Here is a 14,201-nt window from a genome sequence, read left to right on the forward strand (position 1 = left end):
GCCGGCGCAGCCTCGTTGCGCCGTTAAAAACCGTAGAGCCACGGCACCACAATCACGCTGACCGCCATCACCAACAGGGTGAACGGCACGCCGAGCCGCACGAAATCGCCGAACTTGTAATTGCCCGGCCCGAGAACCAGCGTATTGACCGGTGAAGAAACCGGCGTCATAAAGGCGGCGGACGCGGCGACGGCGATAATCATCGCGAACGGGTATGGCGATACCCCCATTTCGCGCGCGGCGGCGATGGCGATCGGCGCCATCAGCACCGCCGTCGCGGTATTGGAAATAAACAGGCCGATGGTGGCGCACAAGACGAACAGGCACAACAGCATCACGCGCGGCCCCGCGCCGCCGGCGACGTCCATCAGCCCGCTGACGATCAGATCCACCCCGCCGGTCTTTTGCAGCGCCTGCGCGAACGGCATCATGCCGACGATCAAAATAATGCTCGGCCAATGGATCGATTTATAGGCGCTCTCCATATCGATGCAGCGGAACTTGCCCATCAGCAAACAGGCGATCAGCGCCGCGATCGGGTTGGGGATTTCGTCGGTCAGCATCATCGCCACCATCAGCGCCAGGCAAAACAGCGCATGCGGCGCCTGCGTGATGGCCGGCGCCACTTCGTCCACCTCGGCCGGCAGATTGAGCACGATAAAGTCGTGGGTTTTGGCCTGCAGCTGACGAATCGCCTTCCAATCGCCGATCACCAGCAAGATGTCGCCCAGTTCCAGCGGCTCGTCCACCAACTTGCCGCCCAGCGTCTCGCCGTGGCGGCGGATGCCCACCACGTTCAGATCGTAGCGGCTGCGGAACGCCGCTTCGCGCAGGCTTTTGCCCAGCAGCGCTGAGTCCGGGATCAGCGACACTTCGGCCATGCCGACGTTGCGCGACTGTTCCGAGAAGTAATCGCCGCGCAGCACCATCGGCTCCAGCCGCTGCTCGCCGCAGAATTCGCGCAGATCGACCTGGCTGTCCGACATGTCGATCAAGAGGACGTCGCCCTCGCGCAGCTCGGTGCTGCCGGAGGCGCTGACCATCACCCGCCGGAAGCGTTTCCAGCGCTCGATGCCCACCACGTTGGCGCCATAGCGCGCGCGCAGGTGCAGCTCGTCCAGCGAACGCCCGATCAGCGGCGAAGCGCTGCGGACAGCCAACCGCCGCGCGCGGCCGGTAAGCTTGTAATCGCGAATCAGGTCACGGAAGGTGCGGCGCTGCCAGTCGTCGCCGGCTTTGCCCGTGTCGCCGCTGCCCAGCCAACGCCGGGCGATCAGCATGTAACCGACGCCCAGCGCCAGCACCGCCAGGCCAATGGGTGTCACGCTGAAGAAACCGAAACCATGGATGCCTTCACGCACCAGTTCGCTGTTGACCACCATGTTGGGCGGCGTGGCCACCAGCGTCATCATGCCGCTGATCAGCCCGGCGAAGCTGAGCGGCATCATCAGCCGCCCCGGCGCGATCTTCATTCTCGCCGTCACGCTGAGCACCACCGGGATAAAGATCGCCACCACGCCGGTCGAGCTCATAAATGCCCCCAATCCGGCGACCGTCACCATCAGCAGCATCAACATTTTGGTTTCGCTGCTGCCGGCCACTTTCACCAGCCAGTCGCCCACCTGATAAGCCACGCCGGTGCGCACCAGCCCTTCGCCGATCACGAACAGCGCGGCGATCAAAATCACATTGGGATCGCTGAAACCGACCGTCGCCTCCTGCAAGCTGAGCGTGCCGCTCAGCACGAAAGCGATGATCACCAACAGCGCCACCACGTCCATCCGCAGCTTGTTGGTGGTAAACAGCACGATGGCAATCAGCAGTAAACTCAGCACCCACAGTAATTCGCTGTTCAAAACGGCCTCATCCGGCAAATGTCCAAGGGTCTAAAAAATAGCATAAAAAAACCCCGCCGAAGCGGGGTCTAATCAATTAGGGTGAAGATAATGCCGCTTAAACCCGCCGGCGAACGATCGCGCCCTGCGCCGTTTTATCGACGGCGATCTGCGCCAGCGAATCCAGCCGCAGGTCGACCTGCTCGAGCTTCGGCGCATCGGCCGGGGCGTTGACCGCAATCACCTGGCAACCCGCCGCCAGGCCGGAGAGAATGCCGGCCGGCGCGTCTTCGACCACTACGCACTCGTGCGGCGCCAGCCCCAGGCGCTCGGCGCCCAGCAGATAGGCGTCGGGCTGCGGCTTGCCATGTTTAACCTGCTCGGCGGTGATGAACACCGCCGGCTGCGGCAAACCGCCGGCCTGGCGGCGAGCGCCGGCCACCGGCACCGAACCGGAGGTGACGATCGCCCAAGGGATGCCGAGCGCGTTCAGGCGCTCCAGCAACGCAATCGCGCCCGGCAGCGCGCGAACGCCATCGGTATCCTGCGCTTCCACCTGCTCCAGCAATTGGAATTCGCGCTGAATTTCCGCTTCGCTTTCGCCCGGCATAAAGTGGCGCAGAGAAGTAATGGCCTGTTTACCGTGAATGAAGTCCAGCACCGCTTGCGGGTCGACGCCGCGGCGCTCGGCCCAGTGCGTCCAGGCGCGCTCTACCGCCGGCAGCGAATCCACCAGGGTGCCATCAAGATCGAACAGAAAACCCTTACACTCCACAGAAAACCTCTTCTTAATCAAGCATTGATGATTTGCGCTATCTCAACGGCGCTCAAGTGATACTGGCGCGGACAGGCCAACCAGATCGCCAGCATACGCTGGTATTTTTCCCACATTTTGGTCTGGGCGTTAAAACCGTGGCTGCCGGAATCAAAGTGAGTATAGCGCCCCTCGGTGCTGACCAGAAAACGCACGTAACTCAGGTAGCGCGCCTCGGTCGCGGCGTCGAAGCCGAGGAACGCCAGGCGGCGCTCGTCCAGATCCTGCTTCTCTTTCAGGTTGCCCCAGGAAACCTGCAGCGCATGATGCATTTCCATCACGTTGATGATGGTGCGGCACACCTCTTCGCTCAGTTCGCCGAAGTCGCGATCCAGCTCGCGCATTTGCAAACCGAAGCCGCGTTCGACGATGGTTTGCAACCGGCGATAACGATCGCCGTTGTCCGGATCGAGCAAGGTCATCATCTTGTACTGATTCGACAGGATCAGCCGCTGGGCGTTGGTCATTTCCATCAGGATTTCCTCATTTCTGTGTGATGGCGGGAGCATCGCACAGCGCAAGAACGCAGGAAATCACAACTCGACCGTTCTTTGATTTAAACCGGGGTTATTGGCGCTTAGACGAAAAAGGCCGCACAACGCGGCCTTTTTTCATTTACAGATCGTCGAGGAAGGTTTTGTCCAGCTGCTTGAAGGCGCGCTTGAGCAAATCAGCCAACGTCTGATAGGTCGGCGTGCCTTCGAGCGGCGCCACCGCCTGTCCGGCTTCCGTCAGCTTGTTGCGCACCTCATGGAACCATTGCAGCAGCGTCGGCGGTAGCGGCGTGACCGAACGGCGCCCCAGCCACCACAAGCCCTGCATCGGCAGGCTGCAGGCGAACAGCGCGGTGGCGATCGCCGGGCCCAGTTGGCCGCCGAGCGCGATCTGCCAGGTCAGCGTGAAAATCGCCAACGGCGGCATGAAACGGATAGCGAAACGGGTGGCACGCGCAACGCGGTTCTCCGGAAAGACCGGTGCCAGACGTTTGTCTGACGGCCAGGTTTTCATATAATGCTGCCCGCGCTGGAAGACCTGAAACCAGCTTACGGAACCGGACGGTTTGCTCGTCATTGCGTACCTCAACGTCACGTAAAGAAACTAAAAGCGTGCTGCCAGAGACCATACTAAAAAATTTGAAGCTTTAAATTTATTTTGTGTTTGCACCGGGCTATCGGTATCCTAAGCCGGCCTTGTGGCCGGTAGAAGATGACGTAAATTTTGTCAACTTTTAGCCCTATAAAAATCAAGATTATTTAAACCGCAGAGAAATCATCGGTTTTTCCATCATCCTGTGATTTGTGCACTTCACATGATGTTAATCATAAATGTCATCGGCACTATGCGCTACGCTTGTTGTCTGATTGACGATTAATTCACCACGTGTGTTCGATTTTCTTTTAACAACACGACTATTTAAGTAGGTACTTCCATGTCGAGTAAGCTAGTACTGGTTCTTAACTGCGGCAGTTCTTCTCTGAAATTCGCCATCATCGATGCCGTTAACGGCGACGAATTCCTCTCCGGTTTGGCCGAGTGTTTCCACCTGCCTGAAGCTCGCATCAAGTGGAAAATGGACGGCGCCAAACACGAAGCTGCCCTGGGGGCCGGCGCTGCACACAGCGAAGCGCTGAACTTCATTGTTAATACTATTCTGGCACAAAAACCAGAGCTTTCCGCGCAGCTGACCGCTATCGGCCACCGCATCGTGCACGGCGGCGAGAAGTTCACCGCCTCCGCCGTGATCAACGACGAAGTTCTGCAGGGTATCAAAGATTCCGTGCCGTTTGCACCACTGCACAACCCAGCTCACCTGATCGGCATCGCGGAAGCGCTGAAATCCTTCCCTCACCTGGCTGACAAGAACGTTGCCGTGTTCGACACCGCGTTCCACCAAACCATGCCGGAAGAATCTTACCTGTACGCCCTGCCGTACAGCCTGTACCGCGACCACGGCGTTCGCCGCTACGGCGCACACGGCACCAGCCACTTCTACGTGACTCAGGAAGCCGCGAAGATGCTGAACAAGCCGGTGGAAGAAGTGAACGTGATCACTTGCCACCTGGGCAACGGCGGTTCCGTCACCGCAGTGCGCAACGGCCAGTGCGTTGACACCTCCATGGGTCTGACCCCTCTGGAAGGCCTGGTCATGGGCACCCGCAGCGGTGACATCGATCCGGCTATCATCTTCCACCTGCACGATTCTCTGGGCATGAGCGTTGACCAGATCAACAAGATGCTGACCAAAGAATCCGGCCTGCTGGGCCTGACCGAAGTCACCAGCGACTGCCGTTACGTTGAAGACAACTACGACAGCAAAGCCGACGCCAAACGCGCCATGGACGTGTTCTGCCACCGTCTGGCCAAATACGTCGGCGCCTACAGCGCGCTGATGGAAGGCCGTCTGGACGCGGTGATCTTCACCGGCGGCATCGGCGAGAACGCCGGCATGGTGCGTGAGCTGACCCTGAACAAACTGGGCCTGCTGGGCTTCGAAATCGACCACGACCGCAACATGGCCGCTCGCTTCGGCAAATCCGGCGCCATCACCAAAGACGGCAGCCGCCTGGCGCTGGTGATCCCGACCAACGAAGAGTTGGTCATCGCGCAGGACGCATCCCGCCTGACCGCGTAATGCTCTCAAAACACCGTCAGCCCAGGCTGACGGTGTTGTTTTAGCCTCATGTTAATCGTGAAGAGGACTATTCTGTGTCACGTACTATTATGTTGATCCCCACCGGCACCAGCGTCGGCCTGACCAGCGTCAGCCTGGGTGTCATCCGCTCCATGGAGCAAAAAGGCGTTCGTCTGAGCGTGTTCAAGCCTATCGCTCAACCGCGCACCGGCGACAACGCCCTCGACCAGACCACCACCATCATCCGCAGCAACTCCACTATCCCGGCGGCCGAACCGCTGCGCATGGATTACGTTGAAGGCCTGCTGAGCTCCAACCAGCAAGACGTGCTGATGGAAGAGATCGTGGCGCGCTACCACGAGAACACCAAAGACGCGGAAGTGGTGCTGATCGAAGGCCTGGTGCCGACCCGCAAACACCAGTTCGCCAACGCGCTGAACTACGAGATCGCCAAAACCCTGAACGCCGAGATCGTCTTCGTGCTGGCGCTGGGCAACGACTCCCCGGCGCAGCTGAAAGAGCGCATCGAACTGGCGCGCACCAGCTTCGGCGGCAGCAAGAACAAAAACATCACCGGCGTTATCATCAACAAGCTGAACGCGCCGGTCGACGATCAGGGCCGCACCCGTCCTGACTTGTCCGAAATCTTCGACGATTCCACCAAAGCCAGCATCGCCCACGTCGATCCTGCGCAGCTGTTCGCCAACAGCCCGCTGCCGGTTCTGGGCTGCGTGCCGTGGAGCTTCGATCTGATCGCCACCCGCGCCATCGACATGGCTCGCCACCTGAAGGCCCGCGTGGTCAACGAAGGCGACATCATGACCCGCCGCGTGAAGTCCGTGACCTTCTGTGCGCGCAGCATCCCGCACATGCTGGAACACTTCCGCCCAGGCTCCCTGCTGGTGACCTCCGCAGACCGTCCTGACGTGCTGGTCTCCGCCTGCCTGGCGGCGATGAACGGCGTGGAAATCGGCGCCATCCTGCTGACCGGCGGCTACGCCATCGACGAGCCGATCAAGAAGCTGTGCGAACGCGCCTTCCAGACCGGCCTGCCGGTGTTCATGGTCGACACCAACACCTGGCAGACCTCGCTGAGCCTGCAGAGCTTCAACCTCGAAGTGCCTGCGGACGACCACCAGCGCATCGAGAAAGTGCAGAACTACGTGGCCAGCCACATCAGCACCGAGTGGATCGATTCGCTGACCGCCACCTCCGAGCGTTCACGCCGCCTGTCTCCACCGGCGTTCCGTTACGAGCTGACCGAGCTGGCGCGTAAAGCCGGCAAGCGCATCGTGCTGCCGGAAGGCGACGAGCCGCGCACTGTGAAAGCGGCGGCCATCTGTGCCGAACGCGGCATCGCGGAATGCGTGCTGCTCGGCAACCCGGACGAGATCCAGCGCGTCGCGGCGGCGCAAGGCGTTGAGCTGGGCAAAGGCATCGAAATCGTCGATCCGGTCGCCGTGCGTGAAAACTATGTGCCGCGTCTGGTTGAGCTGCGCAAGAGCAAGGGCATGACCGAAGTGGTCGCGCGCGAGCAGCTGGAAGACAACGTGGTGCTCGGCACCCTGATGCTGGAACAAGGCGAAGTCGACGGTCTGGTCTCCGGCGCGGTTCACACCACCGCCAACACCATCCGTCCGCCGTTGCAGCTGATCAAAACCGCGCCGGGCAGCTCGCTGGTGTCCTCCGTGTTCTTCATGCTGTTGCCTGACCAGGTACTGGTCTACGGCGACTGCGCGATCAACCCGGATCCGACCGCCGAGCAGTTGTCTGAAATCGCCATCCAGTCTGCGGATTCCGCCGCGGCCTTCGGCATCGAGCCGCGCGTGGCGATGATCTCCTACTCCACCGGCAACTCCGGTGCGGGCAGCGACGTCGAGAAAGTGCGCGAAGCGACCCGTCTGGCGCAGGAAAAACGCCCGGACCTGATCATCGACGGCCCTCTGCAGTACGACGCCGCCATCATGGCCGACGTTGCCAAGTCCAAGGCGCCGAACTCACCGGTGGCCGGCCAGGCGACCGTGTTCATCTTCCCGGATCTGAACACCGGCAACACCACCTACAAAGCGGTACAGCGTTCCGCTGACCTGGTCTCCATCGGGCCGATGCTGCAAGGCATGCGCAAGCCGGTGAACGACCTGTCGCGCGGCGCACTGGTTGACGATATCGTCTACACCGTTGCGCTGACGGCGATCCAGTCTTCCCAGGCTGACGCTGCCGCCAAGGCCTGATATTCTTCAGGTTGAGCGATAAAAAAGCGCCGGTCATTGACCGGCGCTTTTCTTTTGCGTTCCCTAACGCGCCAGTAATTGCCCGGCGGCCTCCAGAATATGTTCGGCGGTCAGGCCATACTCCTGCTGTAAAAACGCCTGGGTGCCCACCTGGCCGTAACGCTCCTTCACTCCCACGCGCCGCATCGGCGTCGGGCACTCCTCCGCCAGCACCTCCGCCACCGCCGATCCCAACCCGTTATGAATGCTGTGGTTCTCACAGGTGACGATGCGTCCGGTCTTGGCCGCGTAGGTTTTGATCAGTTCACGGTCGATAGGCTTGAGGGTGAACATATCGATCACCGCCGCGCTGACGCCCTGCCGCGCCAGCATCTCCGCCGCCTTCAGCGCCTCCGCCACCATGATGCCGTTGGCGATCAGCGTGACGTCGTCGCCATCGCGCAGCAGGTTGCCCTTGCCGATGGTAAAGCGCGAGCCTTCCTGGTAGATGCGCGTCGCCTGCTTGCGAATGGTGCGCACCCAGTAGAAGCCGTGCAGATCCATCAGTTGGCGCAGAACGTCGGCGAACATGGTGGCGTCGGTCACTTCCAGCACCACCGAATGCGCCAGCCCGCGCACAATGCCCATGTCCTCGAACGACATGTGGGTGCCGCCGTTGTGGCAGGCGCTTACCCCGGCGTCGGAAGCGATCACCTTGACGTTGTTGCGCTGGTAATCCAGCGACATGAACAGCTGATCGAAACAGCGGCGGCTGGCGAAGGCGGTGAAGGTATGCACGAACGGCACCCGGCCGGTAAGCGACAGCCCGGCGGCGACGCCGATCACGTTGGCCTCCATGATGCCGCAGTTGATCACGTGCTGCGGGTGATCCTTGTGCACGCCGTCCATCGCCATCGAGCTCATCAAATCCGCCTCCAGCGCGATGATCGGCGCGCCCGCCTCAATCTGCCGCCGCACCGCGCCGGCGTAGACTTTGCGCATTTCGACGGCGTCGTTTTCCAACTGCGTCACTACGTTAAACATGGGCGGCCTCCAGTTCGGCGATGGCTTTTTCGATCTCCAGCTGCACGTCCGGCGTCAGGCGCAGGTGGTGTGAGTTCGACAGGTTTTCCAGATAGGTCACGCCCTGTCCCTTGATGCTGTCGAGCACGATCGCCAGCGGCCGCTGTTCGCCGCCGCGCGCCGGCGCTACCGCCGCCAGCAGCGCCGCGATGTCGTCGCCCTTGATGGTTTGCACCTCAAAGCCGAAGGCGCGGAACTTGGCGGCCAGATCGAACGGTTGGATCACCTCGTCCAGCGCGCCGTCCAGCTGTTGCTTGTTGTAATCGATAAACAGCGTCAGGTTGTTCAGGTTGTGGTGGGCGATAAACTGGAACGCCTCCCAGCACTGCCCTTCATTCAGCTCTCCGTCGCCGAGGATGCTGAACACCCGGTTGCGCCGCCCCGCCAGCCGATGGGATAACGCCATGCCGGCGGCGATCGACACGCCCTGCCCCAGTGAGCCGGTGGTGGCGTCCACGCCGCGCGTGCGCAGCCGGTCCGGGTGGCTCGGCAGGCGCGTGCCGTTCTGATTGAGGGTCTTCAGTTCCGCCAGCGGGAAGTAGCCCTTGATCGCCAGCGTGCTGTACAGCGCCGGGCCGGCGTGCCCTTTCGACAGCACGAAGTCATCGCGCTCCGGCCAGTCCGGGTCCGCCGGATCGATGCGCATCACGCCGCCGTACAGCACCGCCAGCGTCTCCACCACCGACATGCAGCCGCCGTAGTGGCCGAAGCCCAGCCCGGTCAGCGCTTTCAGCGTTTCCAGACGGATCGCGCGCGCCAGAGTGCGCAGCTCTTCAATTTCCGTTTCGCTCGTTGTGTCGTTCATCAATCTGCCCTCGTTATTTCTCGACGCGGTCAGCAGCCGGCGCGCCTTTGCGTTTTCTCAAGAAGTTATGCGCCACCAGCAGCGCGAACACGGCGACGATCGCCAGCATGATCATCTCCTTCGACATAAAGCGCGCCATATTGCCCAGCAGGATGCCGATCACGCCGAAGTCAGCGTCAGAGAAGGTGGTGTTGGCAAAACCAAGCGCCCCCAGCACCGGCAACAGCAGCACCGGCAGGAAGGTGATCAGCAGTCCGTTGGCGAAGGCGCCCAGCATCGCGCCGCGCCGCCCGCCGGTCGCGTTGCCGAACACCCCGGCGGTAGCGCCGGTGAAGAAATGCGGCACCACGCCAGGCAGGATCAGCACCATCTTCAGTTGCCCCAGCAGGAACAGCCCGGCCAACCCGCCAAGGAAGCTGAACAGGAAGCCGATCAGCACCGCGTTGGGGGCATAGGGATAAACCACCGGGCAATCCAGCGCCGGCCGCGCGTTAGGCACCAGTTTTTCCGAGAAGCCGGTGAACGCCGGCACGATCTCCGCCAGAATCAAGCGCACGCCCTGCAGAATGATGAACACCCCGGCGGCGAAGGTGATGGCCTGGATAATCGAATACACCAGGTAGTTCTGGCCGCCACTGAGCTCGCTTTCCACATAGGCCCGCCCGGCGCAGATCGCCAGGATCAGGTAGATGACGATCATGGTCATCGAGATCGAAATGGAACTGTCGCGCAGGAAGCTGAGGTTTTTCGGCAGGTTCATCTCCTCTGTCGAGCGCGAGTTCTTACCCACCTTCGAGCCGATCCAGCCGGACAGCACATAGCCCAGGGTGCCGAAGTGGCCGAAAGCGATATCGTCGTTGCCGGTGATGCGGCGCATATAGCGCTGGGCGATCGCCGGGAAGAACGCCATCACCAGCCCCAGGGTCAACGCGCCGGTAAACACCAGTTGCACGCCCTCGAAGCCCGCCACCGTCAGGATGATGCCGATCATGCAGGCCATGTAGAAGGTGTGGTGGCCGGTGAGGAAGATGTATTTCAGCCGGGTGAAGCGCGCCACCACGATGTTCGCCACCATGCCGAACGCCATGATCAAGGCGGTGGAAGCGCCGTATTTCTCCAGCGCGATAGAGACGATCGCTTCGTTGTTCGGAATGATGCCCTGAATATTAAATGCGTGTTCGAACATGCCGCCCAACGGATTGAGCGACCCGACCAATACCGTGGCGCCGCCGCCCAAAACGATAAAGCCGAGAATGGTTTTTACCGTGCCTTTCACCACGTCGGAAAAGGATTTCTTTTGCGCCAGCAAACCGATCAGCGCAATAAGCCCGACCAGCACCGAAGGCACCTTTAATATATCCACCACAAACTTAAGCGTTTCCTGGATAAACATATCCACCTCGCCAATCGTTTTATTCAGAGGATTGAGTGGGCTTCGAAGTAAGCGCGCAGCTTGGCTTCCAGCTCATTGATGTCGATGATGTTGCTGATCACCACCAGCTGCTCGGCCGGCACGCTGGCGCTGTCGGCGATGTCTTTCGCCATCACGAACACGTCGGCTGCGCCGGGGGTGGCCGACGACAGGTCAGAGTGTTCGACCTCGGCCTCCACGCCCATTTTTTTCAGCACCTTTTTAATATTCATTTCCACCATAAAACTGCTGCCGAGACCGGAACCGCAAATCGCCATGATTTTCATGATATCCACCTGTTGAATTTAGCGTGTAGGGTAGCGCCGCCGGTCATATTCCCGGCGTTGTTAGCATTAATCGTGCTCCTGGTGATTAAACGTTAATAGCGGGCGATAATATCCTCGATTTGTCGTTTATCTTTGGCGTGAAATAACGCCTCCATTGCCTGATTGTCTGAAAATAATTCAGCCAGTTGCGAAATCAATTCGATGTGGCTGTTGCCGTCGGGCGCGGAAAGCGTCACCACCACCTGAACCGGATCGTTATCCGCGGAATGAAAGTTCACCCCCTGATGGATCTTCAACAGCGATAACCCCAGCGCGTTGGCGCCCTCCTCGGGCCGGGCGTGTGGCATGGCGATGCCCGGCGCCAGGACGAAGTAAGGGCCGAGCGTCTCCTGCTGATGAAAGATGGCCGTCAGATAATTCGGCGTAATCACGCCGTCTTGCAGCAGCGGCTGCGCGCTCAGCGTTACCGCCTGGCGCCAGTCCTCCACCCGTTCGCACAGCTGTATATGATCGGCGGTCAGCCACTCTTTCAGCACGTTATCCTCCCGAGAATCGATGATTGCGGCCGGTGATTAATTCACCGACGACGGTAAAACTTTAATCAACCCCTCCCGGCCACACAGTGATGGATATCACAAAGATAGCGCTACCAAAGCGCTATCATGCAGATCTGTGATAGCGCTATCAAAACGCCGCGCCGCGGCATGGCGTTAACCACAATTTTTTCTCGCTCTTTCGGGTAACGGGGTAGAATGTGCCACATACGGGGATCGTCGAAGCCGCGCCGTCGGCTTCCCACCCTCACCATTTTTATGCGCCGCGCGCGCATTTCAGTCGGGATTTGGCATGTCGATCGGTAAAAAACGACGCAGCACGGGCAGGGTGACGTTGGCTGACGTAGCGCAGCTGGCGGGCGTCGGCACCATGACGGTGTCGCGCGCGCTGCGCACGCCGGAGCAGGTTTCAGACAAACTGCGCGAGAAGATTGAAGCCGCGGTGAGCGAGTTGGGGTATCTGCCCAACCTGGCCGCCAGTTCGCTGGCGTCGGCCTCCTCCTACACCATCGCCATGGTGGTGCCCAGCCTGTCCGAATCCGGCTGCGCCGAGATGTTCGCCGGTCTGCAGAAAGTGCTGCAGCCCGCCGGCTATCACATCATGCTGGCGGAGTCGCAGCACCACCTGGAACGCGAGGAGAGACTGCTGGAGACCCTGCTCTCTTACAACCTGGCGGCGGCGGTGCTGCTCAGCGTCGAGCATTCGCAAAATGCCCGCAACGCGTTGATCGCCGCCAACATTCCGGTGGTGGAGATCGGCGCCGTGCGCGCCGATCCGATCGACATGAGCATCGGCATCGATTACGTGGCGGCCATGTATCAGCTGACGCAAACGGTGATCGCCGGCGGCTATCAGAATATCGGGCTGCTGTGCGCCAATCAGGAACAGTGGATTTTCCAGCAACACCTGCAGGGTTGGCACAAGGCGCTTCTGCGCAACCATATGTCGCCGCATCGGGTGATCAACGCCGCGCAGCCCGCCAGCTTCAGCACCGGCGCGCAACAGCTGCCGGAATTTTTGCTGGCCTGGCCGGAGCTGGACGCGCTGGTGTGCGCCTCGGACGAACTGGCCTGCGGCGCGCTGTATGAATGCCAGCGGCGGCGCATCAAGGTGCCGGACAATCTGGCGGTGGTGGGGTTCGGCAACAGCGAGTTCAGCCGAGTGTGCCAGCCGCCACTGACCACCATGACCATTCCGCATCGCGACATCGGCATTCAGGCCGGCCAGGCGCTGCTGGCGCGGCTGAACGAGCAACCCTGGCAACCGGCGGGCTCCCTGCCCGCCACGCTGTGCCGCCGCGACAGCTGCTGAATCCACAGCATAAAAAAAGCCGGTCGATGACCGGCTTTCTCACGCGTTGGCGTCTCAGTGGTTGTCGAGCGGCTTACCGTAATCCTGTTCGTTGTTGCGCGTCAGCCACAGCGACAGCGCCTTCAGCGAATCCGGGGTAAACTCGTCGCAGCGCGCGGTGATCTCTTCCGGCGTCAGCCAGCACACTTCAGCCACTTCTTCTTCCTGCAGCGCGAACGGGCCGTGCGATACGCAGCTGAACAGCGCCCCCCACACCCGGCACTGCTCTTCTTCGAAGTAGAACAGACCGTGTTCGGCGAAAGGCACGCCGGCGATGCCCAGCTCTTCTTCCGCCTCGCGGCGCGCCGAATCCAGTACGTTTTCACCGCTTTGCACTACGCCACCCGCCGTCGCGTCCAGCCAGCCCGGGTAGAAGTCCTTGATCTCGGTGCGACGCTGCACCAGAATTTTTCCCATCCCATCATGCACCACAATATAGGTAGCACGATGACGCAGCCGCTCCGCCCGCATCTGTTGACGACTGGATTGCGCAATCACCTCGTTTTGCTCGTCGACGATATCAACCCATTCGGTATCTGCAGCCTGACCCTGTTCCGCCATCCTCTAAAACCTTCTATTTTGGCGCGATGCATCCCGCGCGCTGGTTAATCAATGAGTGTTTTTCAAAGATTTTTATTGTGTGTGTATAAATTAGTGCGTTTAGCGTGTTAACGCCACCTCCGCGACGACCTTGCCGTCGTCGAGCGCCAGCACGCGCAAAGTGCCCCGATCCAACATGCCGTAACTGGCCGGAAAGCCCCCTTTCGGGATGCTGACCGAGCCTGGATTGAAGCAATAGATCTCACCCTGCCGCTCCGCCTGCGGCAGATGCGTATGGCCGTAGGCCAGGACGTCACCGCGGGATAACGGCGGCAGTGCCGAGGGATGATAAAGGTGACCGTGGGTCAAAAACAATCGTCTTTTTTGCAGTAAAACCTGTTGCCAGGGCGCCTCGATGGGAAACGTCAGCAGCATCTGATCGACCTCGCTGTCGCAATTGCCGCGAACGGCGATGATCTTGTCGCTATAGCGATTCAATCGTTCGGCAACCTGAGCGGGCTGATACCCGGCGGGCAGCGCGTTGCGCGGGCCGTGATTCAGCAAATCACCCAGAAGAATCAGCCAGTCGGCGCCGTGTTGTGCGAACAATTCCAGCACGCGTTCGGTAGCCGGCAGCGATCCGTGGATATCCGAGGCGAACATCAGCTTCATAACCTTG

General features: G+C 60.6%; 14 protein-coding genes. 3 read left to right on the forward strand and 11 right to left on the reverse strand.

The annotated features are described in order from the left end of the window. Positions 1-23 precede the first annotated feature (23 nt). The 4 genes from J0F90_RS16850 to yfbV all read right to left on the reverse strand — a co-directional run bounded on the left by J0F90_RS16850 (position 24) and on the right by yfbV (position 3,720). Positions 24-1,856 (reverse strand): SLC13 family permease, encoded by a 1,833-nt coding sequence (locus J0F90_RS16850; RefSeq protein ID WP_033639781.1) that lies wholly within the window; start codon positions 1,854-1,856, stop codon positions 24-26. Between the two features lie 97 nt (positions 1,857-1,953). After that, positions 1,954-2,610, reverse strand: coding sequence for a sugar phosphatase (locus tag J0F90_RS16855; RefSeq protein ID WP_033639780.1), 657 nt, complete (start codon positions 2,608-2,610; stop codon positions 1,954-1,956). A gap of 17 nt (positions 2,611-2,627) precedes the next feature. Then, positions 2,628-3,122 carry a YfbU family protein gene (locus J0F90_RS16860; protein ID WP_016926898.1) on the reverse strand — a complete coding sequence of 165 codons (495 nt, stop codon included), beginning with the start codon at positions 3,120-3,122 and terminating at the stop codon, positions 2,628-2,630. Between the two features lie 142 nt (positions 3,123-3,264). Then, a complete protein-coding gene (gene yfbV, locus J0F90_RS16865; protein ID WP_004936061.1) occupies positions 3,265-3,720 on the reverse strand; it encodes a terminus macrodomain insulation protein YfbV in 456 nt (151 codons plus the stop codon). A 358-nt stretch (positions 3,721-4,078) separates the two neighbouring features. Between yfbV and ackA the strand changes: the two genes are divergently transcribed. Both ackA and pta read left to right on the forward strand, forming a co-directional pair. Continuing rightward, positions 4,079-5,281 carry an acetate kinase gene (ackA, locus tag J0F90_RS16870; protein ID WP_004936063.1) on the forward strand — a complete coding sequence of 401 codons (1,203 nt, stop codon included), beginning with the start codon at positions 4,079-4,081 and terminating at the stop codon, positions 5,279-5,281. Between the two features lie 74 nt (positions 5,282-5,355). After that, positions 5,356-7,512, forward strand: coding sequence for a phosphate acetyltransferase (pta, locus tag J0F90_RS16875; RefSeq protein WP_028127748.1), 2,157 nt, complete (start codon positions 5,356-5,358; stop codon positions 7,510-7,512). 63 nt (positions 7,513-7,575) lie between these two features. Here pta and J0F90_RS16880 read toward each other — a convergent pair whose 3' ends face one another. From J0F90_RS16880 to J0F90_RS16900, 5 genes are all read right to left on the reverse strand, one after another. Beyond that, entirely contained in the window at positions 7,576-8,535 is a 960-nt protein-coding gene (locus J0F90_RS16880) for a transketolase family protein (protein WP_033639779.1), read from the reverse strand. After that, positions 8,528-9,379 (reverse strand): transketolase, encoded by an 852-nt coding sequence (locus tag J0F90_RS16885; protein ID WP_033639778.1) that lies wholly within the window; start codon positions 9,377-9,379, stop codon positions 8,528-8,530. The genes J0F90_RS16880 and J0F90_RS16885 overlap by 8 nt, the downstream gene beginning before the upstream one ends. A gap of 13 nt (positions 9,380-9,392) precedes the next feature. Then, positions 9,393-10,772 carry a PTS ascorbate transporter subunit IIC gene (locus tag J0F90_RS16890; protein WP_016926891.1) on the reverse strand — a complete coding sequence of 460 codons (1,380 nt, stop codon included), beginning with the start codon at positions 10,770-10,772 and terminating at the stop codon, positions 9,393-9,395. 23 nt (positions 10,773-10,795) lie between these two features. Continuing rightward, on the reverse strand, positions 10,796-11,077 hold the full coding sequence (locus J0F90_RS16895; protein ID WP_015378585.1) for a PTS sugar transporter subunit IIB: 282 nt from the start codon (positions 11,075-11,077) through the stop codon (positions 10,796-10,798). Between the two features lie 92 nt (positions 11,078-11,169). Beyond that, on the reverse strand, positions 11,170-11,613 hold the full coding sequence (locus J0F90_RS16900) for a PTS sugar transporter subunit IIA (protein ID WP_033639775.1): 444 nt from the start codon (positions 11,611-11,613) through the stop codon (positions 11,170-11,172). Positions 11,614-11,923: 310 nt separating this feature from the next. Between J0F90_RS16900 and J0F90_RS16905 the strand changes: the two genes are divergently transcribed. Beyond that, positions 11,924-12,943, forward strand: a complete 1,020-nt coding sequence (locus J0F90_RS16905; RefSeq protein WP_033639773.1) for a LacI family DNA-binding transcriptional regulator — start codon at positions 11,924-11,926, stop codon at positions 12,941-12,943. Positions 12,944-12,997: 54 nt separating this feature from the next. On the opposite strand, the gene yfcD is transcribed toward J0F90_RS16905, so the two are convergent. Both yfcD and yfcE read right to left on the reverse strand, forming a co-directional pair. After that, entirely contained in the window at positions 12,998-13,543 is a 546-nt protein-coding gene (gene yfcD, locus J0F90_RS16910) for an NUDIX hydrolase YfcD (protein WP_004936086.1), read from the reverse strand. A 99-nt stretch (positions 13,544-13,642) separates the two neighbouring features. Further along, the gene (yfcE, locus tag J0F90_RS16915; protein WP_016926887.1) at positions 13,643-14,194 is read right to left on the reverse strand and encodes a phosphodiesterase; all 552 of its coding nucleotides are present in this window, start codon (positions 14,192-14,194) and stop codon (positions 13,643-13,645) included. Positions 14,195-14,201 lie beyond the last annotated feature (7 nt).

The organism is Serratia marcescens subsp. marcescens ATCC 13880, assembly GCF_017299535.1.
GTDB classification, from domain to species: Bacteria; Pseudomonadota; Gammaproteobacteria; order Enterobacterales; family Enterobacteriaceae; genus Serratia; species Serratia marcescens.

Coding starts and splice junctions, on each gene's coding strand:
- J0F90_RS16860 (WP_016926898.1), bottom strand. CDS start 3,122: ATGGAAATGACCAACGCCCAGCGGCTGATCCTGTCGAATCAGTACAAG.
- yfbV (WP_004936061.1), bottom strand. CDS start 3,720: ATGACGAGCAAACCGTCCGGTTCCGTAAGCTGGTTTCAGGTCTTCCAG.
- ackA (WP_004936063.1), top strand. CDS start 4,079: ATGTCGAGTAAGCTAGTACTGGTTCTTAACTGCGGCAGTTCTTCTCTG.
- J0F90_RS16880 (WP_033639779.1), bottom strand. CDS start 8,535: ATGTTTAACGTAGTGACGCAGTTGGAAAACGACGCCGTCGAAATGCGC.
- J0F90_RS16885 (WP_033639778.1), bottom strand. CDS start 9,379: ATGAACGACACAACGAGCGAAACGGAAATTGAAGAGCTGCGCACTCTG.
- J0F90_RS16890 (WP_016926891.1), bottom strand. CDS start 10,772: ATGTTTATCCAGGAAACGCTTAAGTTTGTGGTGGATATATTAAAGGTG.
- J0F90_RS16895 (WP_015378585.1), bottom strand. CDS start 11,077: ATGAAAATCATGGCGATTTGCGGTTCCGGTCTCGGCAGCAGTTTTATG.
- J0F90_RS16905 (WP_033639773.1), top strand. CDS start 11,924: ATGTCGATCGGTAAAAAACGACGCAGCACGGGCAGGGTGACGTTGGCT.
- yfcD (WP_004936086.1), bottom strand. CDS start 13,543: ATGGCGGAACAGGGTCAGGCTGCAGATACCGAATGGGTTGATATCGTC.
- yfcE (WP_016926887.1), bottom strand. CDS start 14,194: ATGAAGCTGATGTTCGCCTCGGATATCCACGGATCGCTGCCGGCTACC.